We start from the raw sequence: 26,893 nt of genomic DNA on the forward strand, positions 1-26,893 counted from the left end.
GGAGAATCCTAAACATGTCTACTGTATACGAACGAGAAATTCGTCTATTTAGCTTAAACTCGAACCGCCCGCTTGCTGAAGAAATCGCGAAAGAAATTGGTGTCCCGCTCAGTGATTGCCAAGTCAAACGTTTCAGCGACGGTGAACTCTATATCAACATCGAGGAAAGTGTTCGTGGAGATGATGTGTATGTCATCCAATCAACAAGCTCACCTGTAAACGAAACGCTCATGGAATTGCTCGTCATGATTGATGCACTCAAACGTGCTTCTGTCCGTACGATCAACATCGTGATGCCGTATTACGGATATGCACGTCAAGACCGTAAAGCACGCTCGCGTGAGCCGATCACGGCGAAACTTGTCGCTGACCTTTTGACAGTAGCAGGTGCGACACGCGTCATCACAATGGACTTGCATGCAGCGCAAATCCAAGGATTCTTCAATATTCCGGTTGACCAATTACTCGGTGTGCCGCTCATCTCGACGTACTTTGAAACAGAAGAGTTTCAAGCGAAGGATATCGTGGTTGTCTCTCCAGACCACGGTGGCGTGACACGTGCACGTAAATTGGCAGAACGTTTGAAAGCTCCGATTGCTATCATTGATAAGCGTCGTCCGAAAGCGAACGTCGCTGAAGTGATGAACATCGTCGGAAGCGTTGAAGGGAAAACAGCAATTTTGATTGATGATATCATCGATACAGCGGGAACGATCACGCTTGCAGCGGATGCAATCGTCCAAGCTGGCGCGAAAGAAGTATATGCGTCTTGTACGCACCCAGTCCTTTCTGGTCCAGCGATGGAGCGTATCGACAATTCATCGATCAAAGAATTGGTTGTTTTAAATACAATCGATTTGACGGGTCGTCCATGCTCGAGCAAGATCAAGCAGATGTCGGTTGCCCATTTGCTTGGGGAAGCGATCATGCGTGTCCACGAGCACAAATCGGTCAGTACCCTATTCGATTAAAAAACGAGGCCCGGAGGCATTCGCCTTTGGGCTTTTTTGTTCAGGAGGAAATGATATGAAATGCATCGTCGGTCTTGGAAACCCTGGTAAAAAGTTTGAGATGACCCGACATAACATCGGTTTTTTGGCAATTGATCGCCTCGCTGAAAAGCATGGGATCTCGCTGAATGAAGCGAAGTTTAACGCCCTTATGGGAACGGGAAGAATCAATGGTGAACGCGTTGTACTTGTTAAACCCCTTACGTATATGAACTTATCGGGTGAAGCTGTCCGTCCAATTTTAGATTATTATAAGATTGAGATTGACGATTTACTTGTCATCTATGACGATTTGGATATGGTGCCAGGAAAACTGCGCTTCCGTCCGAAAGGGAGTGCGGGTGGTCACAACGGAATCAAATCGCTCATTCAACACTTAGGGACTGCAGAATTCAAGCGATTGAAACTTGGGATTGGACGTCCTCCTCACCCGATCAAAGTCGTCGACTGGGTGTTGATGAACTATCGGAAAGAGGACTTGCCGGAGTTGAACGAAACACTCGACAACGCCGTAACCGCAGCCACTGATTTCACGGATACAGATTGGCTAGCGCTGATGAATCGATACAACTAAAGGGTCATAGCACCCTTTTTTGTCGTATGAGTTGGAGGAAAACAAATGAATGCTTTAGAGAGATTTATGGTGGCGCTCCCGGAGACGAACGTGATTCGTGAGCGGCTACAAAAAGTAGACCGTCAATTGGTGACGGGACTGACGACAAGCGCGAAAGCTCTCGTCCTCGCAGGACTTGTGAAATCGTCATCGAGACGTCTCGTCGTCGTGACGCATAACATGTATCAAGCACAAAAAATGTTCGATCAACTCGAATCACTCATCGGACCGGAAAAAACATTGCTTTATCCGATTGATGAGACGCTGGCCGCTGAACTGTCGCTGACGTCTAGTCCTGAGCTGTTGGCCGCTCGAATCGATGCCCGTACTCGTCTCCTTGACCAAACAGGAGGCGTCGTTGTCGTGCCGCTTGGTGGATTACGACGCTATATGCCGAGCCCAGAAGCGTGGCAACATAGTCGCGTTATGCTAAAGCCGGGAAGTGATCTCGAGTTGGCAGACTTTGCGAAACAATTGACAGATATGGGGTATGAACGAACAGCGACCGTGACGACGCCTGGCGAATTTTCCGTACGAGGCAGTATTTTGGATGTCTACCCGCTCACAGAAGCGCGTCCGTATCGGATTGATTTATTTGATACCGAGATCGATTCTATTTTCACGTTCGATGCCGAGACGCAACGTTCGCTCGGTGTGGTAGGGGAAGTGTGTATCACGCCTGCCACCGAGTTCATCGCCACTGACGATCAGTTGAAACAAGCCGGGCGTTCACTCCGAAAGCAATATGACCGAACCGTCGAGTTGATTGAGAACGAAGTGATTCGTCAAGCGCTTGAGGAAGGAGTCGTAACGGACATCGAGCGCTTAGAGCGTGGTGATTTCCCGGATAAAGTTGGAAAGTATTCGCCACTCCTTTATACATCGACGCTCTTAGACTATATTGGCAAAGACGCCGTACTTATTTTAGATGAAGTGGCGCGAATCGATGATGCCGCGGACGTACAGGAGCGGGAAGAGGCGGAATGGTTCTCTTCACTCATCGAAAAAGGGGAGGCGGTCAGCAATTACACGCTTGCTGTCCCGATGCACAAAGTGTTTCGTGACTTGAAACAAGTAGCGTTCTCGCTACTTCCATCTCGTCGCTCCGGGATTCCGGAAACCGCGACGGTACATTTGAGCTGTCGTCCACTCCCGGCATTTCATGGGCAGATGCATCTCTTAAAGCAAGAAGTGGAACGCTGGCAACAAGGGGATCAACGCATTGTCGTGCTTGCGGGAGACAAGTCACGCGCGGACAAGATTGAAGCGCTCCTTTCAGACTACGGCATTCATTCAACGTTCACGAATGTCGATGGAGAATTAGAGCCGAGACGCGTATCCGTCATCATCGGTCAAATCGAAGGTGGGTTTGAATTGTCGACGAGTCGTCTCGTCGTCGTATCAGAAGAGGAATTGTTTAAACGTGTGACGAAACGGAAGCGTCAGACGAAGAACTTAACGAACGCAGAACGGATTAAGAGCTATCAAGAGTTGAAGCCGAACGACTATGTCGTCCATGTGCATCATGGGATTGGGAAGTATTTAGGCATTAAAACCATCGAGGTCGGAGGGATTCATCAGGACTATCTCCATCTCGTGTATGCCGGTGATGATGCGCTCTATGTGCCGGTCGATCAAATTGATCTCGTTCAAAAATATGTCGGCGCCGAAGGGAAAGAACCGAAGATTTATAAACTCGGAGGCACCGAGTGGAAGAAAGTTAAATCGAAAGTCGCCAAGTCGGTTGAAGATATCGCAGATGAGCTCATTAAATTATATGCGGCACGAGAAGCTTCGGTCGGATTTGCGTTTCCACCGGATGATGAAGAGATGGGGCAATTTGAATCCTCCTTCCCTTATGCTGAGACAGAGGACCAGGTCCGCTCAATTGCTGAGATTAAAGCAGACATGGAACGTTCACGTCCGATGGATCGACTTTTATGTGGAGATGTCGGCTATGGGAAAACGGAAGTGGCAATCCGAGCGGCATTCAAGGCGGTGCTCGCCGGAAAACAAGTCGCGTTTCTCGTCCCGACGACCGTCCTCGCCCAACAACATTATGAAACGATGCTCGAGCGATTCAGTGAATTTCCGATTAACGTTTCTGTCATGAGTCGTTTCCGCTCAAAGAGTGAGATGACTGCGACGAAGAAGGGCTTGAAGGAAGGGACGATTGATATCGTCGTCGGGACACACCGAGTGTTGTCAAAAGACGTGACGTTCGCGAACCTCGGTCTCGTCATCATCGATGAAGAGCAACGGTTCGGCGTCAAGCATAAAGAGCGTCTGAAGCAATTGAAGACGAACATCGACGTACTCACGTTGACGGCTACTCCGATTCCGCGAACGCTTCACATGTCGATGATTGGAATTCGCGACTTATCTGTGTTAGAAACACCACCAGAGAACCGCTACCCGGTTCAGACGTATGTCATGGAATATGACGGCATCGTCTTGCGTGAAGCGTTAGAGCGTGAACTTGCGCGTGGAGGACAGGCGTTCTTCCTCTACAACCGTGTCGAAGGCATCGAGCGGAAAGCGGAAGAGATTCGGGCCTTATTGCCTGAGGCACGTATCGCGACAGCACACGGGCGTATGACCGAGAGCGAACTCGAGAGCCAATTGATCAGTTTCCTTGAAGGGGAAGCGGATATTTTAGTCTCGACGACGATTATCGAGACGGGAATCGACATTCCAAACGTCAATACACTCATTGTCCATGATGCTGACAAGATGGGACTTTCCCAACTGTATCAACTTCGTGGTCGAGTCGGACGTTCGAATCGAATTGCGTATGCTTACTTCACGTATCGAAAAGATAAGCGCTTGACCGAAGTAGCAGAAAGTCGTCTTCAAGCCATTAAAGAATTCACAGAACTCGGAAGCGGCTTTAAGATCGCGATGCGCGACTTGTCGATTCGAGGTGCCGGTAACTTGCTAGGTGCACAACAATCTGGATTCATCGATTCAGTCGGTTTCGACCTCTATTCTCAAATGCTATCCGAAGCAATCGAGGAACGGAAAGACCGGATGCGTGGACAGGCGAAACAAGTCGTCTTCAAGCCGGAAATCGCCTTCCAAGCGGATGCCTACATCCCGGACGACTATTTGTCGGATAGTGAGCTGAAGATTGAGATGTATAAGCGTTTCAAATACGTCGATACACCAAACGCATTGTTCGCCTTACAAGACGAATTGATTGAGCGATTTGGGGAATTCCCAGAACCAGTCGCCCTTCTCATTCAGCTGACACGTCTACGGATTTACGGAGAACTGGCGAAAGTGAGCCGAATCAAACAAACGCCTGGACGGATTGAAATTGTCTTATCGAAAGATTCGACGACAGCCCTCGATGTACCATCCTTTATGGAATGGACGATGCCGCTCGGTCGTAAACTAGGAATTGGTCAAGAAGACGGAGCCTTGAAATTGTCACTCAGTGGTCGAATGCCACTCACAGAGCTCTTGAATGATGCCGATACTGTATTAGAAGAACTGACGAAGCGGTTGGTGGGCGATGCGGTCGCCAAGTAAGTTTGCACAAGGTGTCGTCCTGTTCGCCCTTGCCGGTTACGTATCGAAACTGATTAGCTTCGCGTATCGCGTTCCGTATCAAAATTTGGCGGGTGACTTTGGACTCTATGCTTATCAAACCGTCTATCCGTTCGCCGCGATTGTCGCATCGCTCGGAATTTATGCGATGCCGGTAGTCATTGCGAAAATAGGAGTCGGCGCGAAGGGGTCGAACCAGAAGCTAGAAGTGTTATGGAGCAGTTTCTATGCGTTGCTTCTTCTTTCTATCACGCTTGTTGTCACGATGTGGATCTTCGCCCCGACACTCGCAATGTGGCTCGGGGATGAACAGTTGGCCCCGGCGCTTCGCGTAATCAGTTTGAGTTACTTACTCATGCCGGCGTCCGCCGTGTTACGTGGTGCCTTTCAATCAAGGGATGATTTACGACCGAGCGCGTGGTCGCAAGTGTTAGAAAATTTTGTACGCGTGACGGTCATGCTGTCGCTCTTATGGATTGGCGTACGTCTTGGAAAAGATGCATACACGCTCAGTCAATACGCGTATGGCGCGACGCTTGTCGGTGGGGTTGTGGCGATTGCCTTTTTAATCTATCAGGCGCGCGGCCTACGAATCGTAAAAGTACGACGTGTCACGTTTCAACATGGATTGCGCCTATTGTTGACGACAGGGCTCGCGGTCGGATTTGCCTCGCTCGGAATCTTATGGATGCAACTCGTCGACTCCTTTACAATCGTCAATTTAATGGGGGGGACGTACGAGGCGAAAGTGAGCAAAGGCGTGTTCGACCGGGGATACCCACTTGTCCAATTTGCAATCCTGTTCGCAACGACCATCGGTATGGCCAACGTCCCAACACTCGTCCGACACTATCGAGCGGGACATCTGCAAAAAACGACACAAGGGCTCCGTTCGATGATTCGTGTGACAACAGCCATTGCGGGTGCTGCGACCGTCGGATTGATGGGGGTGATGTTTTTCTTAAACGTTGCCTTGTTTGAAGATGGGTCAGGTACGCGGGCGCTCGTGTTATTGGCAACGAGTACGTTTGCGGCATCGTTAGCGATTGCAAGCATGACTTGCCTTCAAGCAATCGACCGTGAATGGATTGCGGCTCGCAGTATGATTGTCGCGATTTTGGCAAAAGGTGTCGTAAACGTGGGGCTTGTCCCATTCTATGGGATTGAAGGGGCGGCCATCGGTACCTCACTCGGCTTTTTGGCGATGGCGTTCTATAACTTTCGGGCGCTCGACCGTTCGATTCCACTCGGGTCGTTTCGGTCGAAGCATTACAAATCGCTATCGAAAGCGCTGGTGCCCATGTTATTACTCGTTGCCGTGTTAAACTGGGTTGGTCAGATGTGGGTCGATTCGCGAATCGCAGCCTTCGGATGGTTAATCGGGATGGTATGTAGCGGAGCCGTCCTTTATATATGGAGATTATGGAGCACGCGAATGCTATCACTTGCGGAATGGGAGTTCATCCCGTTCGGTGGTCGCCTCCTCGATGTGCTCGAAAAAAAGGAGAACTAGTATGGGTTATACAATCACGGTGGTCGGTCTTGGATCTGGTGAGCTGAATCAATTGCCACTCGGAGTGTACCGTCATTTGAAGCAACAACCGCTCGTTTGGCTACGGACGAAAGAACACCCTGTCGTACGTGAGTTAGAGTCAGAAGGGCTCGCATTCGAGTCGTTTGATTCGATTTATGAATCGAGTGATACGTTTGAAGAGGTGTACGATCAAATTGTCGAGACGTTGATGAACAAAAGTGAAGAGATGGCTATCACGTATGCTGTACCCGGTCACCCGTTCGTCGCCGAGCGAACTGTCGAGCTTTTGGTGGAACGTGGAGCGGACCTTCACGTACTCGGCGGGCAAAGCTTCTTAGATGCGATGTTCCAAGCTTTGCAAATCGATCCAATCAACGGCTTTCAGTTGTTGGATGCGACGGCGCTCGACCTTGAACGCCTGCAAGTGACGCAACATGTGTTGATTGGTCAAGTGTACGATGGATTTGTAGCGGGAGACGTAAAAGTGCAACTGATGGAACGTTATCCGGATGAGCACCCTGTTACACTTGTGACAGCTGCGGGTACCACACAAGAACGAATCGAACACATTCCGTTGTTCGAGATGGACCGCATGGCGGAAGTGAACAACTTGACGACGCTCTATGTTCCGCCACTCACGGATGAAGCTTATTTGGCGAAAGATTTTGCAACGCTCAAACAAATCATCGCCACACTTCGTGGACCGGACGGTTGCCCGTGGGATCGCAAACAAACGCATGAGTCGCTTCGGAAGTATTTGTTAGAAGAAGCGTATGAACTCATTGAAGCCATCAATGCAGAAGATGACGATGCCATCATCGAGGAACTCGGTGACGTGTTGCTTCAAGTCATGTTACATGCCCAAATCGGTGCAGACGAAGGGTATTTCGATATTCGTGATGTCATCGGGGCAATCAGTGAAAAGATGGTCCGCCGTCATCCGCACGTCTTTGGAGATGTCACCGTCGAAGATGCCTCCGACGTGGTAAAAAATTGGAATACGATTAAACAAGCGGAAAAAGGGGAAAAGAAACAATCGCAACTCGATGGTGTACTCGTCGACCAACCTTCATTGATGCGTGCTGAACAACTTCAAAAGAAAGCTGGTCAAATCGGATTCGAATGGGATGACGTGTCGGGCGCTTTCGAAAAATTGGAAGAAGAACTGCACGAGTGGCGTGAAGAGTTGAGTGACGAATCAGAACTTGGCGATGTATTATTCTCCATCGTCAACATCGCGCGATACGTTGGGCTAAATGCCGAGCAAGCGTTAGAACAGACGAACCGAAAGTTCAAACGTCGATTCGAGTATATAGAAGCGAATGGTGATCTTCAGCAGATGACGCTCGAACAGATGGATGCTCTTTGGAACGAGGCAAAGGAGAAAGGGTTATGAGATTAGATAAATTTTTGAAAGTATCCCGCTTGATCAAGCGACGCACGCTCGCAAAAGAAGTGGCAGATCAAGGGCGGATTCAGCTAAATGGCCAAGTGGCGAAGGCGAGTACCGATGTTAAAGTCGGAGACGAGCTGCAAATTCGATTCGGAAACAAGCTTGTCACGGTCGTCATTGACTCGATTGCGGAACATGCACGCAAAGAAGATGCGAAAGAAATGTATCGTTTACTTAAAGAAGAGAAGATGGACGGTAGTATCGACTCGTAAAAAAAAGTATACTTAATGTATTAAGAGGAGGGGGATGAGGCGATGAACGGACGTAATCCGATGGATCGACAACGGCGCATTCGAGCGCTAGATGAGCGTAGAGAACAGCTGGAAAAAGACACACATCGCCGAAGAGTTCATCTTCGACGTCGTTTGGCGGCAGCCTCACTCCTATTTTTATTCGTTATGGTATTAATTGGACAGAGTTACTTTTCAAAGGTAGGCTATGTATCGGACCAACAACAAGCTTACGCACAAGCGAAAGTGGAGTTGCAAGAGCAGAAAGCCGAGCAAGATGAGTTGAAGGAACAAGTGGAACGTTTGCAGGATGAGGATTATATCGCGAACTTAGCGCGAAACGAGCTCCTCTTCTCCAAAGATGGAGAGATTATTTTCTACTTCTCCCCAGAGGAATAAGTCGGTTCGTTGACCGTTGAGGAAACGACTCGTATAATTGAAAAGAATCAATCAAAAAAGGAGTACATTATTTTATGTCAATTGAAGTAGGAAGCAAGGTACAAGGTAAGGTTACAGGGATTACGCATTTCGGAGCGTTCGTCGAGCTCCCAAACGGCAAGACAGGATTAGTACACATCAGTGAAGTGGCGGACTCTTACGTCAAAGACATTAACGAAGTGTTGACAGTCGGTCAAGAAGTCACGGTAAAAGTGTTGAACGTCGAAAATGATGGGAAAATCGGGTTATCCATCAAGAAAGCAGTCGATCGTCCTGTAAGTGAACGCCCTGAACGTCCAGAGCGTCCAGCCGGTGAGCGTTTCTCTCGTGGCCCACGCCCAGGTGGCCCAGGTCAAGGTGGTCCGCGCGGTGGCGGCGGCCCACGCGGTGGCGGCGGCCCACGTGGCGGCGGTCGTCGTGGTGAACAACGTCGTGAACCAGAAACATTCGATACGTTGATGAGCAAATTCTTGAAAGACAGCGACGAGCGTCTTTCGACGTTGAAACGTCAAACAGATTCGAAACGCGGTGGACGTGGAGCCAAACGCGGGTAATCCTTCGATACCAATTAGCTTCTACTCGTAACCATATAGGTCTTGTTACAAGACAAGTCGTGAACATTTTTGTTCACGACTTTTTTTGTTTTAAAAAAATTATAAAAAATAACTAAATATAGTTGATTTTTTTCGAGGAAGAGAGCAAAATAGGGAACATGAAAAAATAGTTATGTTTTATAAGTGAAGGTGGAGAGAAAAAATGAATGGATGGAAACTATGGACGGCGGAGTGGCGGAGTATCTTTAAGAACCCACGTGTGTTGGTTCCGATTCTCGCAGTCGCACTCGTACCGTTAATGTATGCCGGTATGTTTTTGTGGGCTTTCTGGGATCCGTATGGACAGATGAAAGATTTACCGGTCGCCATCGTCAACGAAGACAAAGGGGCATCATTTGAAGGGGAGTCACTTGAAATCGGGAACGATCTGATTGATAAGTTGTTAGATTCGGAAGCCTTTGAGTTTGTCGAGACGACAAAGAAGGAAGCAGAATCTGGATTGAAAGACCATGATTATTACATGGCAATCGAGATTCCAGAAGACTTTTCGGAGAAGGCGACGACCGCTCTAGATGAAAATCCAGAGCAACTTGAATTGAAGTACATTGCGAATGAATCGTATAACTTCCTAGCTGCACAAATCGGTGGCTCCGCAATGGAGCAAGTGAAAGCAGAGCTTTCGACCGAGGTATCGAAACAGTACGTCAGTGCATTGAAAGATGGATTAAATGACGTGGCGGACGGACTTGGTGAAGCCGCGGATGGCGCGACAAAACTTGCCGACGGTTCTACGTCAGCGAAAGATGGTGCCGTCAAATTGGCGGATGGAACGGAACTTCTCGCAACAAAACAACGCGAACTTGCAGACGGTGCAAGTGAGTTAAATGACGGAATCGCTCAGTTGTCCGATGGTTCATCTGAACTCGCGAACGGAACGAAACTACTCGCCTCGAAACAGCGTGAGCTCGCTAACGGTGCAAGCCAGTTAAACGATGGTGTGACTCAGTTGGCAGAAGGTTCATCGGTACTCGCGGATGGAAGTCAGCAAGTGTACGACGGGTCAACTGCTTTGTCAGACGGGGTACACCGCGTGAATGATGGCGCATCCGCCTTACAAGACGGAACGAGCCAGCTCGTCGAAGGAACAGGGGCATTCGCGTCCAAATTAGATGAGCTTCACACGGGTGCGAAAACGTTGAATCAAGGCGTTCAAGACCTTGCTGCTGGCATCGAGCGTTCAAAAGAAGGGGCGTCTGCACTGAATGACGGCGCAAACCAACTAGCAGGTGCATTGACGAAAGCGAAAGAAGGAAACACTGCTCTCATCGCGGGTCAAACTGAAGTGGTCAATGGAATCGGACAAATGAAATCTGAATTGACGGCGAAACAGGATGAGTTGATTGGACAATTAACGGCACTTGCTGAGTCCGGTCAATCTGCGTCACCTGAAATGCTTCAAGCCATCGCAGCACAACTCAGTGAAGGAAAACAAGCGACATCGGCTGGGTTTGATCAATTAGCTGCAGGGGCGACGCAAGTGAAAGAGGGACAGACCTCATTGGCGGCAGGTCTTGCACAAGCGGAAACAGGTGCAGGACAACTTTCGTCAGGACTTTCTGAATTGAACACGGGTCAAGCGAAGTTAGCGGAAGGTGCTCAGGCGTTAGCAAGTGGTTCGAGTCAAATCGAGCAAGGGACACAAACTGCAGCCGACCGTTCACAAGAACTCGTGTCAGCGAGTTCAAAACTCAATCAAGGTGCAACACAACTTCAAGACGGGACAACTGAACTTACGGCAGGCAGTGACAAACTCGTAGCCGCGACTGGACAGTTGTCTGAAGGTAGTTTGAAGCTTGCCGATGGTGCGAAAAGCGCAAGTTCGGGAACGAGTGAGTTGGCGAATGGTGCTACTCAATTAGCGGACGGCGGACAAAAACTTCAAGAAGGTAGTCGTGAACTTGCAGATGGCGCGAAGACTGCCGGGGCAGGAACAAGCAAGTTGACGGACGGCGCGAATCAGCTCGCGGACGGCGGACAAGAACTTTCAGATGGTAGCGGAGAACTCGCAGATGGAATGACAGATCTCGCATCAGGTAGCGATGAACTTCGTGACGCTTTAGTAAAAGGTGCGAAAGATGCAGACATCGGCTTGAACGATGAAAATGTCGAGATGATGGCAGGACCAGTGTCGCTCGTCGACAACTCGATTCACGAGGTACCGAACTATGGTACAGGGTTCGCTCCATACTTCATGTCACTCGGACTCTTTGTAGGGGCGCTCCTCTTATCGATCGTCTATCCATTGTATGATCCGGCTGGACGTCCGAAACGTAGTCTATCATGGGTATTGTCGAAGTCTGGTGTTCTCATGGTCGTCGGGTTCCTTCAAGCGCTCATTTTAGACGTGGCGATGGTGCAACTATTAGGACTTGAAGTGAGCGAACCATTGAAGTTCTTCGGATTCAGTTGGTTGACGAGCATCACATTCCTCTTTATTGTACAGTTACTCGTAACCACACTTGGGAACCCAGGACGTTTTGTAGCAATCGTCTTGTTAATCTTGCAATTGACGACTTCTGCTGGAACGTTCCCGCTCGAGTTGATTCCACGAGCGCTGCAACCGTTCAATGCGCTCCTTCCAATGACGTATACGGTTGCCGGATATAAAGAAATCTTGTCAGCTGACGGTGCGCAGTATTTGCAGACGGCGACAACATATTTAGCATTTGTGGCTGCTGGATGTTTTGCATTACTGTGGGCGTACTTCCGAATTGCGTGGAAGAAAAAATATCGTCAAGTTGTATCAGAAGCATGATGTAAAAACGTCATGAAATCGTGTATAGTGATGAAGATGACACTATGCACGATTTTTTTATTAAAAAAATTTCAAAAAAGAATTGACACTCGAATGGTGACTGGTTATTATAGAAAATGTGCTTAGGACACAACAATAACATGGCGGTGTAGCTCAGCTGGCTAGAGCGTACGGTTCATACCCGTGAGGTCGTGGGTTCGACTCCCTCCGCCGCTACCATTTTATTTAGGCCCGTTGGTCAAGCGGTTAAGACACCGCCCTTTCACGGCGGTAACACGGGTTCGAATCCCGTACGGGTCACTTAGCCTAAGCGAAAAGAAGCCATCTCAATCGAGATGGCTTCTTTTGTTATATCAAGGAGGGAATTCATGAAAAAAGTGCTCGTCGCAGTGTCTGGTGGGGTGGATTCCATTGTCTTGTTGGATCGTCTCGTCAAAAAGGGCTGGGATGTTGCGGTGGCGCATGTCCATCACGGCGTACGAGAAGCTTCAGACGAAGAGTATAGGTTCGTCGCCCGTGTCGCGGCAACCTACCATATTCCGTTTCATGGAACGCATCTCTGCTTTCAAGATGGAGGATCACAAGCCCGCTATCGTGAAGCCCGCTATCGATTTTTTGAAGACGTCATGAACAAATATGGATATGACACATTGGCCACGGCGCATCATGCGGATGACGAGCTAGAAACAGTGCTCATTCAACTACATCGAAACGTGATCGAAGTAAAAGGGATTCCCGAAAGCCGGAAATTTGGTGACGGGAGGCTCATCCGTCCGTTGTTACATGAGTCGAAAGCTCAACTGATCGAGTATGCACGACAGAATCAATTAGAGTGGCGCGAAGACGCAACAAACCAAGAACGTACTTACTTAAGGAATCAAATTCGCCATGAGATCGTGCCGCGACTGAAACAGATGCGGCCATCGATTGTGAGAGAAGTCAGCGAAGCGGCAAAGGTGGCCCGTGCCGATTGGGATAGCAGGTATCAATTGTGCGAACGATGGGTGGAGGCATATGTCGAACTTGAAATGAAAGCGTTTCATGTGAAACTCGAGGATTTCGAGCGCTTATCATTCCTTGATCGGTATACGGTCGGTCGATTGCTGTCCTCTCGTTACGAGGTGAATGTGAACGAGGCGATGGAGAAGCTACTACAGAGTCAAAAAGATACAGGAGCCTATCATCTGACAGGCGAGTGGTTCATGACGAAGCAGAATAGGGTACTGAATCTTGTACAGCGTTCTGCGTCAGGTTCACTTCATCCCATTCAAATCGATTCGTTGCCGGCCGTTGTTGAATTCGGAGACCGAACCATCTCTTTATCCGTCGAGGAGGGGAAAGAGGGCATTCCGTTACATGAAATCACTTGTCCGCTTACGATTCGGACAAGTGCACCAGGTGATCGGATGCGATTGGCCGTGGGAACAAAAAAAGTGTCCCGTATCCTGATCGATGAAAAGATTGAGCGGACGATTCGTCCGACGCTACCCCTACTTGAAGATGCCTCAGGACGAATTCTCGCGATTGTTGGGGTACGAGTTTCAGAATTTCTAGACAAGTCGGATGCGATTTGCCTACGATTAATGGTAAAATGATGATTGTGTCGAAACAGAAAGAGGAGGATTTCAAGATGTCATTAATGAACGATATGGAGAAAATTTTAATCTCACGTGAAGAGATTCAAGAAAAGGTGAAAGAACTCGCTGGAACACTTAGCGAAGACTATAAAGAAGAGTTTCCGCTTCTCGTGTGTGTATTGAAAGGCGCGATGCCATTCATGTCTGATCTCGTCAAAGAAATGGATATCCATTTAGAAATGGATTTCATGGACGTGTCGACGTATCACGGAGGTACTTCTTCAACAGGTGAAGTAAAAATCGAGAAAGATTTAAATACATCTGTAGAAGGACGCGACATCTTGATTGTAGAAGATATTATTGATAGTGGATTGACGCTTGGCTATCTCGTCGATCTTCTTAAATACCGTAAAGCAAAGTCTGTGAAGATTGTCACGCTTCTCGACAAGCCGACAGGACGCAAAAATGGTTTATCAGCAGACTATAGCGGTTTCGTGATTCCACACGAATTCGTTGTCGGTTACGGTCTCGATTATGAAGAGAAATATCGTAACCTTCCTTACGTCGGTGTGCTCAAACCGAGCGTTTACGGGGGCTAACGTTTTTCTTTTGAAAATGTGACGTGGTAAGATAAAAGAAATCCCCAAAGTATAGGCATATACTGAATGGGCGAGAACATCGTTTCTCGGAATAGGAGGCAGAGAATGAATCGTGCAGTGAAAAACACATTGGTTTTTGGTGTGATTTTCCTAGCCTTGATCTTGTTCCTTCAATATTTGCAGAATCCGAATAGTCAGAGTGAAACGCTCTCGTATTCGAAATTCCTAGAATATGTGGAAGATGATCGGATTGAGACGGCAACCGTACAAGAAATCCCGGGGGCTATCTCGATTACAGGCGACCTTACAGGAGATGACGACCAGCGTTACGAAACAAACATTCCAGCGAACGAAGCTGAATATGCGGATGTATTGACGCAGCTTCGAGCGAATACGGATATTCAAATCGAGGAGGCTGAATCGAACAGTAGCTGGTTCAGCATCGTCTTCGCGATTTTACCGTTCATTATCATCTTCATCTTGTTCTTCTTCTTGTTGAACCAGGCGCAAGGTGGTGGCGGTGGTGGTCGTGTGATGAACTTCGGGAAATCGAAGGCGAAACTATACGACCAAGAAAAACGTCGCGTCACATTCAAAGACGTGGCCGGAGCAGACGAAGAGAAACAAGAACTCATCGAAGTTGTTGAATTCTTGAAAGACCCTCGTAAGTTCTCGAAACTCGGTGCGCGTATTCCGAAAGGGGTCTTACTCGTTGGTCCTCCAGGGACAGGTAAAACACTTTTGGCCCGTGCAGTAGCCGGAGAAGCCGGAGTACCATTCTTCTCGATCTCAGGTTCTGACTTCGTTGAGATGTTCGTCGGGGTCGGTGCGTCACGTGTCCGTGACTTGTTCGAAAACGCGAAAAAGAATGCTCCATGTATCATCTTCATCGATGAAATCGATGCGGTCGGACGCCAACGTGGTGCCGGTCTCGGCGGTGGTCACGATGAGCGTGAACAAACATTGAACCAATTGCTCGTTGAAATGGATGGATTCAGTGACAATGAAGGGATTATCATGGTTGCGGCGACAAACCGTCCGGATATCCTTGACCCAGCCCTCCTTCGTCCAGGTCGTTTTGACCGTCAAATCACGGTCGATCGTCCAGATGTAAAAGGGCGCGAAGAAGTGTTGAAAGTCCATGCACGCAACAAGCCACTTGACTCAACTGTAGACTTGAAGTCAATCGCACAACGTACACCTGGTTTCTCTGGGGCTGACTTGGAAAACCTCTTGAACGAAGCAGCACTCGTTGCGGCACGTTCTAACCGTACGGCAGTATCGGTTGTCGATGTCGAAGAAGCAATTGACCGTGTCATTGCAGGACCTTCGAAGAAGAGCCGAATTATTTCTGAAAAAGAACGTAACATTGTCGCTTATCACGAAGCGGGTCACACAATCATCGGTCTCGAACTTGAGAATGCGGATGAAGTACACAAAGTGACGATTGTCCCACGCGGTAACGCTGGAGGATACGTCGTCATGCTTCCAAAAGAAGATCGTTACTTCATGACAAAACCTGAACTCGAAGATAAGATTGTCGGACTTCTTGGTGGACGCGTCGCCGAAGATGTCATCTTTGGTGAAGTGTCAACAGGAGCGAGCAACGACTTCCAACGTGCAACAGGGATTGCGCGGAAGATGGTCATGGATTACGGGATGAGCGATAAGCTCGGGCCGCTCCAGCTCGGTTCAAACCATGGCGGACAAGTCTTCCTTGGCCGTGACTTCCAGACAGAGCAGAACTACTCGGATGCGATCGCTCAAGAGATCGATTTAGAGATTCGTGACATCATCAACCGCTGTTACGCGAAAGCGAAACAGATTTTGACAGAACGTCGCGAAGACCTCGAACTCGTTGCGAAGACATTGCTTGATGTAGAAACGCTCGACTCGAAACAGATTCGTCACTTGATCAAGACACGCGAATATCTCCCGCATGAGCCGGAAGAAGACGTGGATGCATCAACGGACTCGGACGACGCAGCGAAGAAAGATGATGCGGCCGTGCAACACGGACAAATCGTCGATCAACCTGAAGTTGTTCAAGACAGCCAACCGGATGTCGTACCTGAAGGCGATAAGCCAGAGGCGACTCCTACGGAACGTCCGAACAACGAATCACGTTAATGAATGAGACGAATGCCCTTGACGAGGCATTCGTCTTTTTTCGTGTTATAATTCGAGCGAACTGCAATTGACAACAAAGTGAGGAACTATATCATGATTTTAGTGATTGATGTTGGAAATACAAATATTGTTCTAGGGATGTACGATGGAGACAACCTCGTACACCATTGGCGAATTTCAACGGATCGGACGAAAACGACGGATGAGTATGGCATGCTAGTGAAATCGCTCTTTGACCATTCGGACGTCTCGTTCGATCAAGTCGACGGTGTCATTTTGTCCTCTGTCGTACCTCCTGTTATTTTCCCACTTGAACAAATGTCACAACGATACTTCAATGTACGTCCAATCGTTGTGGGCCCAGGTGTGAAGACAGGATTAGACATTCACGTCGAGAATCCCCGCGAAGTCGGGGCCGACCGAATTGTCAACGCGGTGGCAGGAATCGCCAAGTATGACGGTCCGCTCATAATTGTTGATTTTGGAACGGCAACCACGTATTGTTACATCGATGAGAAGCGTCGCTACCATGGCGGCATCATCTCACCAGGGATCATGATTTCAGTGGAAGCACTTTATCAACGTGCTGCGAAATTACCACGGATTGAACTGGCAACCCCACCAACGGTTATCGGGAAAAATACGATTCAAGCGATGCAATCGGGGACGTATTATGGATATGTCGCCCAAGTGGATGGCATCGTGAATCGGATGAAGCGTGAAGTTGGTGAAGCGACCGTCATTGCGACTGGAGGATTGGCACGATTGATCAGTGAACATGCAGAAACGATTGACCATGTGGATTCGTTCCTGACACTCGAAGGCCTCCGCCTCATTTACGAGCGCAATCAAAAGTAAACTAAAGGAGTTAACTCATATGATTCATTCAGAACAACAAGTATTACTCGATCAAATGAAAGACGATTATCTCGTTCGGGCCCTCGGTTTTAATGGAGAGGTGCGTGCCTTTGCAGCACGTACAACAAAGACAGTGTACGAAACACAACTTCGTCATCAAACGACACCGGTTGCCTCAGCGGCCCTCGGACGGACGATGACAATCGGTTCGATGATCGGAGCCATGCAAAAAGGTGCGGCACGCGTCACACTTAAAGTGGAAGGTGATGGTCCAATCGGGAAAATCATCGTAGACGCAGATACAGCAGGAGATGTCCGTGGATACGTATCTTACCCTCGTGTCGATGGCGGGACGTTCGTCAACGAGCAAGGATTGACGAAGTTGAAAGTCGGCGAAGCGGTCGGGAAAGGAACGGTCTCGGTCATCAAAGACTTAGGCTTGAAAGATTATGTCGGTGGTTCTTCAGAGATTCAAACAGGTGAAATCAGTGAAGACTTCACATACTACTTCGCGACATCTGAACAAGTACCATCAGTCGTCGGAGCAGGTGTTCTCGTCTTGCCAGAAGATGAATCGATTCTTGCTGCAGGTGGTATCATCGTTCAGTTGCTGCCGAACGCTTCCGAAGAGACGGTACAAGCGCTTGAAAAAGCACTGCAGACGTTCCCGCCGGTATCTGTTTTAATCGGTGAAGAAAAAACACCGGAAGAAATGCTGCAATTACTTCTCGGCGATAGCCTTGATGTCCTCGATACGAACCCAATTCAGTTCAATTGCACATGCAGTCGTGAACGAATGGAAAGTGCCATTATCGGTCTTGGAAAAGAAGAGATTCGCCAAATGATCGAGGAAGACGGCGGAGCCGAAGCGGTTTGTCACTTCTGTGGTGAAAAGTATCATTTCTCGGCTGAACAGTTAGAAACGATGAAAGAACAGGCACAATCGTAAGCAACGTTCCAAATTGCATAATTTCAATTCGATAGGGTATGATTACAATATCGGAATAGTCGGAATTATAGAGGAGGAAATGTAATGCGAATCGTAAACTCAGTGACAGACTTGATTGGTAAGACTCCGATTGTGAAATTGAACGGAATGACTGGACCAGAAGATGCCGATGTGTATCTCAAGCTTGAATATATGAACCCAGGGTCAAGTGTCAAAGACCGGATTGCTCTCGCCATGATCGAAGCGGCGGAAAAAGACGGAACCTTGAAGCCTGGTGATACAATCATTGAACCAACGAGCGGGAACACGGGAATCGGTTTGGCGATGGTCAGTGCCGCGAAAGGATATAAAGCCATTCTCGTCATGCCTGAGACGATGAGCATGGAGCGTCGTAACCTTCTTCGTGGATACGGGGCCGAGCTCATCTTGACGCCAGGGCCAGAAGGAATGGGTGGAGCGATTCGTCGTGCTACTGAAGAAGCTGAGAAAAACGGCTACTTCCTTCCGCAACAATTCAACAACGCAGCGAACCCGAACGTGCATGAAATGACGACGGGACCTGAAATTGTCGAGGCGTTCGAAGAGTCAGGACTTTCGGTAGATGCTCTCATCGCGGGAGTCGGTACAGGTGGTACGATTACCGGTGCAGGAAAAGTCGTGAAAGCGAAATATCCAGACGTGAAAATTTTGGCGGTTGAACCGGTTGATTCCCCAGTCTTGTCGGGTGGGAAGCCAGGACCTCATAAGATTCAAGGAATTGGTGCCGGCTTTGTCCCATCCATTCTGGATACTGAGATTTATGAGGGTGTCCTTCAAATCACGACAGACCAGGCGTTTGAATACGCGCGCCAAGCGGCACGCACGAACGGTGTCCTCGGTGGGATTTCTTCAGGGGCTGCCATTGCAGCGGCACTTGATACGGCGAAGCGTCTCGGTAAAGGGAAAAACGTATTGGCGATTATCCCGTCAAACGGAGAACGTTACTTGAGCACACCGCTTTATCAATTTGATGAAGAATCAAACGAGAGTCGCGTATAACATTTCAGGCAGTAATCGAGAGACATTCTCTTTCGGTTGCTGCCTTTTCTTGTGTACAATAAAAGGCATGAATGAATAGACGGAGGAATGACAAGTGAGATCGACAGCGTTCAGAACGAAGCGGATGACGAAAGAAAAGATGTATGAGGCATACATGACGTTGACAGCAGACCAGCAGTACCACGCATGGCTAGAAAGTGGAAGGGCAGGACGGTATACGATTGCGGGAATCGAACCGTTCGGTCGCTTCCATGTAAAAGACGGTGTCGGTCTCTTACAAATAGGGGAAACGACTGAAACGATGTATGGGAAACCAATCGAGATGGTTAGTGAAGTGCGGAAACGATTTGAAGCTGAGCGTCCGGAAGGGGCACCTCCCTTCTTCGGTGGCATGATTGGTTATGTCAGCTATGACGTTTCTCGAACGATTGAGCGACTCCCTAGCCAGGCAGAAGATGATTTAGCGACGCCGGACGTCTCGTTTCTGTTGTTTGATGAAGTGGCTGTGTTCGACGAAGAGAATTCGACGCTCTATTTGATGGTCACAGCAGAGGGCAATGCCGAACGTAAAGCAGATCGCTTGGCAGCCATGTGGAACGTCGAATCACACTACGCATTCAAGCCGACTGAACAATTGCCTGTCGAGCGTTCGCGCTCCATGTCTCAGGACGAATTTGTGGAGGCGGTCAAACGAATTCAGTCTTATATCGTGGAAGGCGACGTGTTCCAAGTGAATTTGAGCGTTCGTCAATCCGAACCGTTACGCGCCGACCCCCGTCGTGTTTACGATACGCTTCGTCAAATGAATCCATCTCCGTACATGGGATACTTTGTGGATGACGCACTGACAATGGTCTCCGCTTCACCGGAACTATTGCTTGAAAAACACGGGTCTGACATTTCGACGCGACCGATCGCGGGTACGCGTCCACGTGGAAAAGACGATGTTGAGGACTTGGAATTGGCGAACACGCTACTTGAAAACGAGAAGGAGCGAGCGGAACATGTCATGCTCGTCGACTTGGAACGGAACGACCTCGGGAAAGTCGCAGCATACGGGAGTGTTCATGTGGATGAATTGATGGTGATTGAAAAGTATTCACATGTTCAGCATATCGTCTCGAACGTACGGGGTACGATTCGTGATGAAGTATCGGGAGCGGAGGCGCTAGCAGCGATGTTCCCTGGTGGTACGATTACCGGTGCACCGAAAATTCGAACGATGGAAATTATTGAGGAACTTGAACCAGTTCGCCGGGGATTATACACCGGGTCATATGGATGGTTAAGTTGGGACGATGATCTCGTCTTCAACATCACCATTCGAACGATGGTCGTGAAAGATGGGATTGCATACGTTCAAGCGGGAGCGGGCATCGTCATCGATTCGGATCCGGTCTCAGAATATGAAGAATCTTTGTCCAAAGCGAAGGCGCTATGGGCGGCGAAGCAAATGACGGAGGAGACAACATGATTGTACTAATCGACAACTATGACTCATTCACATACAACTTAGTGCAGTATTTTGGGGAGCTCGGTGAAGAACTGGTCGTTTATCGAAACGACGAAGTGACGATTCAAGACATTGAGAAACTTGCTCCGAGCTACCTAGTCATTTCCCCTGGACCTTGTACACCGAATGAAGCCGGGATTAGCGTCGAGGCGATTCAAGCGTTCGCAGGTCGCATTCCGATTTTAGGTGTGTGTCTCGGTCATCAAGCGATTGCGCAAGCGTTCGGAGGAGACGTCGTTCATGCGGAACGGCTGATGCATGGAAAAACGTCGAAGATTCAACATGACGGGAAGTCGATTTTCAAAGATATTCCTCAGCAGACGGTCGTGACCCGTTATCACTCGTTATCTGTGGAGCGTTCTACCTTACCTGAATGTTTGATGGTCACAGCAGAAACAGAAACGAAAGAAATCATGGCACTCCGACATCGGACGCTCCCGATTGAAGGCGTTCAGTATCACCCTGAAGCAATTTTGACCGAGCATGGAAAAGAGATGATTCGAAACTTTATCGAGGAGTACCGCCATGTGGTATTGGCATAACGGGAACCTTGTTGAGCGAGAGGATGCATGGATTCCCGTCGAGGACCATGGATTCTTATATGGGATGGGTTTATTCGAGACGTTTCGAACATATGATTTCATTCCGTTCTTGTTCGATGCGCATTGGGAACGATTGATGAAGAGTGTAGATGAGCTGTGGATTGATTTTCCGTACACGAAGGAAGAAATCGAGACGGCGATTCAGCAATTGTGTCGTCAAAATGAAGCTCCTGACTTGTACATCCGATTGAACGTATCGGCAGGAGTCGCGCCGCTCGGTCTGTATGCCGGACGATATGAAAAACCGAACGTCACGTTGATTGCCAAACCGCTCTCCTCGGAAGTTGTGCCACAAGAGAAACGAGTCGAACCGATCCCTTTCCCGAGAAGTCGTCCTGAAGCGGCTTTTCGATTGAAGTCGCATCATTACATGAACAATATCCTCGGAAAACGCACCTTGCAAGACCAGGATGCTGAAGGATTGTTTGCGGACGAACAAGGCTACGTGGTGGAAGGGCTCGTGTCGAACATCTTTTGGGTCGGATCTGATGATGTGTTGTATACGACACCCCTTTCGAGCGGAGCACTCGCGGGCGTGACGCGACAATGGGTGATCGATTGCTTTCCCGTGGTGGAGCAATCGGTGACATTTGATGGATTAACCGCAGCAAAAGAGATTTGGATGACGAACTCGATTCAGCAAGTCGCTCCGGTGACGCATTATGGAAATCTGCAATACCCCGGTAAAGACGGGGAACGATTTAACGAAGTGTGGGCGGAGCTCGTTCGTTCACTTGGATAGGAGGCTGAAACATGACGAAAATCATGGGTATTTTAAACGTGACCCCGGACTCGTTTTCAGACGGAGGACGATATACAGCGGTCGAAGAAGCCGTACGTCACGCAAAGCAACTCGTACGAGAAGGTGCGGATGCGATTGATGTCGGTGGTGAATCGACGCGACCCGGTGCGGCGCTTGTTTCTGCAGAAGAAGAAATTGAACGTGTCGTCCCGATCATCGAACGATTGGTACAAGAAATAGATGTTCCGATCTCGATTGATACGTATAAGCCTGCTGTTGCGAGGGCGGCATTAGAAGCGGGTGCGACAATCATCAATGACGTGTGGGGCTCGAAGTGGGGAGATCGGTCGATGGTGCGTGTCGCCTTTGAATATGGCGTCCCCATCATTTTGATGCATAACCGAGAAAATCGAGACTACCATCATTTTATTGAAGATGTGGTGAGTGATTTGCAGGAGTCGATTGAGATTGCTCATGCAGCGGGTGTGAAAGATGAGCATATTTGGCTAGACCCAGGAATCGGGTTCGCAAAAGACGTGGCGCAAAATCTAGAGCTCATGAATCACCTCGATGTGATCACGCGTCTTGGCTATCCGGTGTTACTAGGTACGTCCCGTAAATCGTTTATCGGCCAAACGCTCGATTTACCAACCGAAGAACGCGTGGAAGGGACGATTGCGACGACGTGTTTAGGCATCATGAAAGGGTGCGATTGGGTACGCGTCCATGATGTGAAAGAGAATATGCGTGCAGCGAAGATGATGGATGCGATGATGAGGGGGAACGGACATGGATAAGATTTTTGTGAACGGCATGCGCTTCTATGGATACCATGGTGTATTTGAAGAGGAGAACCGTCTCGGTCAACGGTTTCACGTGGATTTAATGTGTGAATTGGACCTTTCACCTGCTGGGAAGTCAGATGATTTACAGGATGGAGTCAGCTACGCGGGATTATATCAAGTCACAGAAGACATTGTAACGGGGGAACCGGTCAATTTACTCGAAACACTTGGAGAACGCATCACGACGGCCGTTTTGGCACATCATGATTTGATTCAAAGCGTGACGGTAAAAGTGATCAAGCCGGACCCACCAATTCCAGGACATTACGACTCGGTGGCAATCGAGATGACAAGGAGACGCACGTCATGATTTATATCGCATTAGGAGCAAACATCGGGGAGCGGGCCGCACAATTGTCTGACGCGATTGATGAAATGGGGAAAATGGGTGTTATGGTCACGAAACAATCATCGGTTTATGAGACCGCCCCTGTCGGTTATATCGATCAACCATCATTTTATAATATGGTGGTCGAAGTGGAGACTCATCAATCTGTAACCGACTTATTAGACACCCTTCAACAAATTGAACAGCAGTTAGGTCGAGAGCGTCTCTTTAAGAACGGTCCGCGCACCATCGACCTTGACATCCTCTATTATAATGGGGAAGATATACAATCAGAGCACTTGACGGTACCACATCCGCGGATGCAGGAACGTGCGTTTGTGCTCGCTCCATTAGCTGAGATTGCGCCAGAACTCGTCGTCCGCGGACGAACGGTCGCGTCGTGGCTAGCAGATTTACCGATGGCAGACCGCCAAGATGTCGTTCGGTTACAGTTGCTAACGAATTTGGTGAAATGAAGGATGTGTTGTCTTGACAGGCTTTAAGATTGGAAATATAGATATTAAAAACCGTGCAGTCCTTGCGCCGATGGCTGGCGTGACCAACCCGGCATTCCGATTGATTGCAAAAGAATTTGGGGCGGGACTCGTCTGTGCTGAAATGGTCAGTGATAAAGGGATTTTGCTGGAGAACGCGCGGACGATGCGCATGCTATATGTCGATGAACGAGAAAAACCGCTCAGCTTGCAAATTTTTGGTGGTTCTAAAGATACACTCGTCAAAGCGGCGCAGTACGTCGATCAAAATACGAATGCCGACATCATTGATATCAACATGGGTTGTCCTGTGCCGAAAGTAACGAAATGTGACGCAGGTGCAAAGTGGTTACTTGATCCGGATAAAGTGTATGAGATGGTCAATGCCGTCACGAATGTGGTCGAAAAACCGGTCACGGTGAAAATGCGCCTTGGTTGGGACGATGATCACATCTTTATTTTGGACAACGTCAAAGCGGCTCAGACAGGTGGGGCGGCAGCCATTGCCATTCATGGACGTACGCGAGCCCAACAATATGAAGGAACTGCGAACTGGGATTGGATCGGTGAAGCGAAGAAAGTCGCGACCGTGCCGATTATCGGGAACGGGGACATTGCCACACCACAAGACGCGAAGCGTGTCATTGATCAATACGGTGTGGATGCCGTCATGATTGGGCGTGCTGCACTTGGGAACCCGTGGATGCTCTATCAGACGGTTCAGTACCTCGAAACGGGAGAACTTCCACCGGAACCAGCAGCTCGTGAAAAAATTGATATTTGCATGTTGCACCTCGACCGATTGAGCGCAATTAAAGGTGAGCTGACGGCCGTTCGTGAAATGCGTCAACATGCGGCTTGGTATTTGAAAGGGTTGAAAGGCAGTGGTCCAATTCGCAAACAAATCAATGAAACGGAATCGCGTGAGGCTTTCGCAGCGGTCCTGTATGGATTTGTTGATCAACTCGAACGACAACTGTCAGAAGTGTGAACTAGAGAAAAGAACTAATTTATGGTAAGCTTGTTTGGCGAAAAAGTGCACCACAACGAATGAACGGCTTCGGCTGTGCTGTTGGCCATCGGGTCGACAGTTTTTTGTTAGGGATAAACCCAATATGGATAGAGGAGTGAATGGAATAGTGAGCCACGAGTTAGAAATGAATGATCAAATGCAGGTTCGTTTTGAGAAGATGACCGATATGCGCGAGCGCGGTCTCGACCCGTTCGGTCAACGCTTTGATCGTTCTGCGCACGCAGGTGAATTACATGAGCAGTATGAATCAGTTGAAAAAGAGGCTTTAGCAGAGCAGGACGTAGAAGTCACGTTAGCGGGTCGCATCATGACGAAACGCGGGAAAGGGAAAGTATTTTTTGCCCACATTCAAGATGTGACAGGCCAGATTCAAATTTACGTTCGTAAAAACGATGTCGGGGATGAGCCGTTTGACTTGTTCAAATCATCAGACCTCGGTGATATCGTTGGTGTCAAAGGAAAGCTCTTTAAAACAAATGTAGGTGAACTCTCGATTCATGTGGAAGAGTTTGAGCTCTTGACGAAAGCACTTCGCCCGCTTCCGGACAAATATCATGGATTGAAAGATGTGGAACAGCGCTATCGCCAACGTTATCTTGATTTGATCACAAACCAAGATTCACGCCAGACATTCATTTTGCGTAGCCGCATCATTTCTGAGATTCGCAACTTCTTAAATCAAAAAGGATATTTAGAAGTGGAAACACCGATGTTACACACGATTGCGGGTGGAGCAGCGGCGCGTCCGTTCTTAACGCATCATAATGCGTTGGATATGGAACTTTATATGCGTATTGCCATCGAACTTCACTTGAAACGCTTAATCGTTGGTGGACTCGAGCGCGTTTATGAAATCGGACGTGTGTTCCGTAACGAAGGAATCTCGACACGCCACAACCCTGAATTCACAATGATCGAATTGTATGAGGCGTATGCCGATTACAACGACATCATGGATTTGACGGAAGAATTGGTTGCGCACGTAGCGAAAGAAGTACTCGGTACAACAGATGTACAATATGGTGAAGATACAATTCACCTCGGCATCGGTTGGAAACGTGCACACATGGTCGACCTTGTTAAAGAAGAGACAGGTGTAGACTTCTGGCAACAAATGTCCGACGAAGAAGCACGTGCCCTTGCGAAAGAGCATGGTGTGGAAGTTCAGGACCATATGACGTTCGGTCATATCGTCAACGAGTTCTTTGAGCAAAAGGTCGAAGAGACATTGCTTCAACCAACATTCGTGACAGGACACCCAGTTGAAGTGTCGCCGTTAGCGAAGAAAAACGAAACGGATCCACGCTTCACAGATCGTTTTGAATTGTTCATCGTTCGTCGTGAACACGCGAATGCCTTCACGGAGTTGAACGATCCAATCGATCAACGTGAGCGTTTCGAAGCACAATTGCTTGAAAAAGAAGCAGGTAACGACGAGGCGCATGAACTCGATAACGATTTCCTTGAGGCGCTTGAGTACGGTATGCCACCAACAGGTGGACTTGGAATCGGGATTGACCGTCTTGTCATGTTATTGACGAACGCACCATCAATCCGCGACGTTCTTCTTTTCCCTACAATGCGTCATCAACAGTGAATAATAGTAGAGAAGCCGGTTTGTACGTACGTGCAATCCAGCTTCTCTTTTTTTATTTTTCCGGATGAACGCTTGGAAACAAGCCGTTGAATAAAGGGTAAACTCTAACGGAAAAACTTTTTTGAAAAAACTTTATAAAAAACCCTTGCGTTAATTAAAGGTGTGCGGTAAAGTAATAAACGTTGCCGCTGATGGCAGCGGAAAGAAATAAAAAAAGTGGTTGACAACTGTGTCGATGACTTGTATTATTTTAAGAGTCGCAAAGAGCGACAGACGAACTTTGAAAACTGAACGATGAGGCAAAAATAAGTTTTACAATTTTTGAATGAAGCGCAAGCTTCGTCAATTTAAGAGCTATATCAAATTCTTTGGAGAGTTTGATCCTGGCT

23 protein-coding genes and 2 tRNA genes are annotated in these 26,893 nt (G+C 48.4%); all 25 read left to right on the top strand.

The features are described 5' to 3' along the window. Nucleotides 1-14: 14 nt before the first annotated feature. A complete protein-coding gene (locus LCM29_RS14795) occupies nt 15-971 on the top strand; it encodes a ribose-phosphate diphosphokinase (protein WP_214761676.1) in 957 nt (318 codons plus the stop codon). A gap of 55 nt (nt 972-1,026) precedes the next feature. Beyond that, the gene (gene pth / locus LCM29_RS14800; protein ID WP_224863726.1) at nt 1,027-1,584 is read left to right on the top strand and encodes an aminoacyl-tRNA hydrolase; all 558 of its coding nucleotides are present in this window, start codon (nt 1,027-1,029) and stop codon (nt 1,582-1,584) included. A gap of 45 nt (nt 1,585-1,629) precedes the next feature. Continuing rightward, complete coding sequence (gene mfd / locus LCM29_RS14805; RefSeq protein WP_224863728.1) at nt 1,630-5,157, top strand: transcription-repair coupling factor; 3,528 nt, start codon at nt 1,630-1,632, stop codon at nt 5,155-5,157. Next, complete coding sequence (locus tag LCM29_RS14810) at nt 5,141-6,688, top strand: polysaccharide biosynthesis protein (protein WP_224863731.1); 1,548 nt, start codon at nt 5,141-5,143, stop codon at nt 6,686-6,688. The genes mfd and LCM29_RS14810 overlap by 17 nt, the downstream gene beginning before the upstream one ends. Nucleotide 6,689: 1 nt before the next feature. Next, a complete protein-coding gene (gene mazG / locus LCM29_RS14815; protein WP_224863733.1) occupies nt 6,690-8,105 on the top strand; it encodes a nucleoside triphosphate pyrophosphohydrolase in 1,416 nt (471 codons plus the stop codon). Next, the gene (locus tag LCM29_RS14820) at nt 8,102-8,374 is read left to right on the top strand and encodes an RNA-binding S4 domain-containing protein (protein ID WP_214697198.1); all 273 of its coding nucleotides are present in this window, start codon (nt 8,102-8,104) and stop codon (nt 8,372-8,374) included. The genes mazG and LCM29_RS14820 overlap by 4 nt, the downstream gene beginning before the upstream one ends. A gap of 42 nt (nt 8,375-8,416) precedes the next feature. After that, a complete protein-coding gene (locus LCM29_RS14825; protein ID WP_074036621.1) occupies nt 8,417-8,791 on the top strand; it encodes an FtsB family cell division protein in 375 nt (124 codons plus the stop codon). Nucleotides 8,792-8,865: 74 nt separating this feature from the next. Then, nucleotides 8,866-9,384 carry a S1 domain-containing RNA-binding protein gene (locus LCM29_RS14830; protein WP_214749849.1) on the top strand — a complete coding sequence of 173 codons (519 nt, stop codon included), beginning with the start codon at nt 8,866-8,868 and terminating at the stop codon, nt 9,382-9,384. Between the two features lie 202 nt (nt 9,385-9,586). After that, nucleotides 9,587-12,199: a YhgE/Pip domain-containing protein gene (locus tag LCM29_RS14835; protein ID WP_224863735.1), complete on the top strand. Its 2,613-nt coding sequence runs from the start codon at nt 9,587-9,589 to the stop codon at nt 12,197-12,199. Nucleotides 12,200-12,341: 142 nt separating this feature from the next. Beyond that, nucleotides 12,342-12,418 (top strand) — tRNA-Met (locus LCM29_RS14840). Nucleotides 12,419-12,427: 9 nt separating this feature from the next. Next, nucleotides 12,428-12,499 (top strand) — tRNA-Glu (locus tag LCM29_RS14845). Nucleotides 12,500-12,567: 68 nt separating this feature from the next. Next, entirely contained in the window at nt 12,568-13,794 is a 1,227-nt protein-coding gene (gene tilS / locus LCM29_RS14850; RefSeq protein WP_224863737.1) for a tRNA lysidine(34) synthetase TilS, read from the top strand. Nucleotides 13,795-13,829: 35 nt separating this feature from the next. After that, nucleotides 13,830-14,375: a hypoxanthine phosphoribosyltransferase gene (gene hpt, locus LCM29_RS14855; protein ID WP_012727721.1), complete on the top strand. Its 546-nt coding sequence runs from the start codon at nt 13,830-13,832 to the stop codon at nt 14,373-14,375. 105 nt (nt 14,376-14,480) lie between these two features. Then, nucleotides 14,481-16,505, top strand: coding sequence for an ATP-dependent zinc metalloprotease FtsH (ftsH, locus tag LCM29_RS14860; RefSeq protein WP_074036633.1), 2,025 nt, complete (start codon nt 14,481-14,483; stop codon nt 16,503-16,505). 93 nt (nt 16,506-16,598) lie between these two features. Then, a complete protein-coding gene (locus LCM29_RS14865) occupies nt 16,599-17,363 on the top strand; it encodes a type III pantothenate kinase (RefSeq protein ID WP_214697208.1) in 765 nt (254 codons plus the stop codon). A 19-nt stretch (nt 17,364-17,382) separates the two neighbouring features. After that, nucleotides 17,383-18,312, top strand: a complete 930-nt coding sequence (hslO, locus tag LCM29_RS14870; protein ID WP_318247834.1) for an Hsp33 family molecular chaperone HslO — start codon at nt 17,383-17,385, stop codon at nt 18,310-18,312. A gap of 84 nt (nt 18,313-18,396) precedes the next feature. Beyond that, on the top strand, nt 18,397-19,350 hold the full coding sequence (gene cysK, locus LCM29_RS14875) for a cysteine synthase A (protein WP_214749862.1): 954 nt from the start codon (nt 18,397-18,399) through the stop codon (nt 19,348-19,350). A gap of 94 nt (nt 19,351-19,444) precedes the next feature. Further along, entirely contained in the window at nt 19,445-20,824 is a 1,380-nt protein-coding gene (locus LCM29_RS14880) for an anthranilate synthase component I family protein (RefSeq protein WP_318247835.1), read from the top strand. Next, nucleotides 20,821-21,405 (top strand): aminodeoxychorismate/anthranilate synthase component II, encoded by a 585-nt coding sequence (pabA, locus tag LCM29_RS14885; RefSeq protein ID WP_214697212.1) that lies wholly within the window; start codon nt 20,821-20,823, stop codon nt 21,403-21,405. The genes LCM29_RS14880 and pabA overlap by 4 nt, the downstream gene beginning before the upstream one ends. Then, nucleotides 21,389-22,207 (top strand): aminotransferase class IV, encoded by an 819-nt coding sequence (locus LCM29_RS14890; protein WP_214786217.1) that lies wholly within the window; start codon nt 21,389-21,391, stop codon nt 22,205-22,207. The genes pabA and LCM29_RS14890 overlap by 17 nt, the downstream gene beginning before the upstream one ends. A gap of 11 nt (nt 22,208-22,218) precedes the next feature. Next, a complete protein-coding gene (folP, locus tag LCM29_RS14895; RefSeq protein ID WP_224863739.1) occupies nt 22,219-23,004 on the top strand; it encodes a dihydropteroate synthase in 786 nt (261 codons plus the stop codon). Continuing rightward, nucleotides 22,997-23,362: a dihydroneopterin aldolase gene (gene folB / locus LCM29_RS14900; RefSeq protein WP_224863741.1), complete on the top strand. Its 366-nt coding sequence runs from the start codon at nt 22,997-22,999 to the stop codon at nt 23,360-23,362. The genes folP and folB overlap by 8 nt, the downstream gene beginning before the upstream one ends. Continuing rightward, nucleotides 23,359-23,856: a 2-amino-4-hydroxy-6-hydroxymethyldihydropteridine diphosphokinase gene (gene folK / locus LCM29_RS14905; RefSeq protein ID WP_224863743.1), complete on the top strand. Its 498-nt coding sequence runs from the start codon at nt 23,359-23,361 to the stop codon at nt 23,854-23,856. Before folB ends, folK begins: the two co-directional genes overlap by 4 nt. A 70-nt stretch (nt 23,857-23,926) precedes the next feature. Continuing rightward, nucleotides 23,927-24,865 carry a tRNA dihydrouridine synthase DusB gene (gene dusB, locus LCM29_RS14910; protein ID WP_243834802.1) on the top strand — a complete coding sequence of 313 codons (939 nt, stop codon included), beginning with the start codon at nt 23,927-23,929 and terminating at the stop codon, nt 24,863-24,865. Nucleotides 24,866-25,013: 148 nt separating this feature from the next. Further along, on the top strand, nt 25,014-26,504 hold the full coding sequence (lysS, locus tag LCM29_RS14915; RefSeq protein WP_214786226.1) for a lysine--tRNA ligase: 1,491 nt from the start codon (nt 25,014-25,016) through the stop codon (nt 26,502-26,504). Nucleotides 26,505-26,893 lie beyond the last annotated feature (389 nt).

Origin of the sequence: Exiguobacterium aestuarii, from assembly GCF_020171655.1 — a bacterium.
Taxonomy (GTDB): domain Bacteria; phylum Bacillota; class Bacilli; order Exiguobacteriales; family Exiguobacteriaceae; genus Exiguobacterium; species Exiguobacterium aestuarii_A.

Bases quoted from the DNA above. Each gene is read 5' to 3' on its own strand.
- LCM29_RS14820 (WP_214697198.1), top strand. From the start codon at position 8,102: ATGAGATTAGATAAATTTTTGAAAGTATCCCGCTTGATCAAGCGACGC.
- folB (WP_224863741.1), top strand. From the start codon at position 22,997: ATGGATAAGATTTTTGTGAACGGCATGCGCTTCTATGGATACCATGGT.
- folK (WP_224863743.1), top strand. From the start codon at position 23,359: ATGATTTATATCGCATTAGGAGCAAACATCGGGGAGCGGGCCGCACAA.
- LCM29_RS14865 (WP_214697208.1), top strand. From the start codon at position 16,599: ATGATTTTAGTGATTGATGTTGGAAATACAAATATTGTTCTAGGGATG.
- cysK (WP_214749862.1), top strand. From the start codon at position 18,397: ATGCGAATCGTAAACTCAGTGACAGACTTGATTGGTAAGACTCCGATT.
- pabA (WP_214697212.1), top strand. From the start codon at position 20,821: ATGATTGTACTAATCGACAACTATGACTCATTCACATACAACTTAGTG.
- LCM29_RS14795 (WP_214761676.1), top strand. From the start codon at position 15: ATGTCTACTGTATACGAACGAGAAATTCGTCTATTTAGCTTAAACTCG.
- LCM29_RS14835 (WP_224863735.1), top strand. From the start codon at position 9,587: ATGAATGGATGGAAACTATGGACGGCGGAGTGGCGGAGTATCTTTAAG.
- dusB (WP_243834802.1), top strand. From the start codon at position 23,927: ATGGCTGGCGTGACCAACCCGGCATTCCGATTGATTGCAAAAGAATTT.
- LCM29_RS14810 (WP_224863731.1), top strand. From the start codon at position 5,141: ATGCGGTCGCCAAGTAAGTTTGCACAAGGTGTCGTCCTGTTCGCCCTT.
- mfd (WP_224863728.1), top strand. From the start codon at position 1,630: ATGAATGCTTTAGAGAGATTTATGGTGGCGCTCCCGGAGACGAACGTG.
- ftsH (WP_074036633.1), top strand. From the start codon at position 14,481: ATGAATCGTGCAGTGAAAAACACATTGGTTTTTGGTGTGATTTTCCTA.
- LCM29_RS14890 (WP_214786217.1), top strand. From the start codon at position 21,389: ATGTGGTATTGGCATAACGGGAACCTTGTTGAGCGAGAGGATGCATGG.
- pth (WP_224863726.1), top strand. From the start codon at position 1,027: ATGAAATGCATCGTCGGTCTTGGAAACCCTGGTAAAAAGTTTGAGATG.
- LCM29_RS14825 (WP_074036621.1), top strand. From the start codon at position 8,417: ATGAACGGACGTAATCCGATGGATCGACAACGGCGCATTCGAGCGCTA.
- hpt (WP_012727721.1), top strand. From the start codon at position 13,830: ATGTCATTAATGAACGATATGGAGAAAATTTTAATCTCACGTGAAGAG.
- hslO (WP_318247834.1), top strand. From the start codon at position 17,383: ATGATTCATTCAGAACAACAAGTATTACTCGATCAAATGAAAGACGAT.
- tilS (WP_224863737.1), top strand. From the start codon at position 12,568: ATGAAAAAAGTGCTCGTCGCAGTGTCTGGTGGGGTGGATTCCATTGTC.
- LCM29_RS14830 (WP_214749849.1), top strand. From the start codon at position 8,866: ATGTCAATTGAAGTAGGAAGCAAGGTACAAGGTAAGGTTACAGGGATT.
- mazG (WP_224863733.1), top strand. From the start codon at position 6,690: ATGGGTTATACAATCACGGTGGTCGGTCTTGGATCTGGTGAGCTGAAT.
- folP (WP_224863739.1), top strand. From the start codon at position 22,219: ATGACGAAAATCATGGGTATTTTAAACGTGACCCCGGACTCGTTTTCA.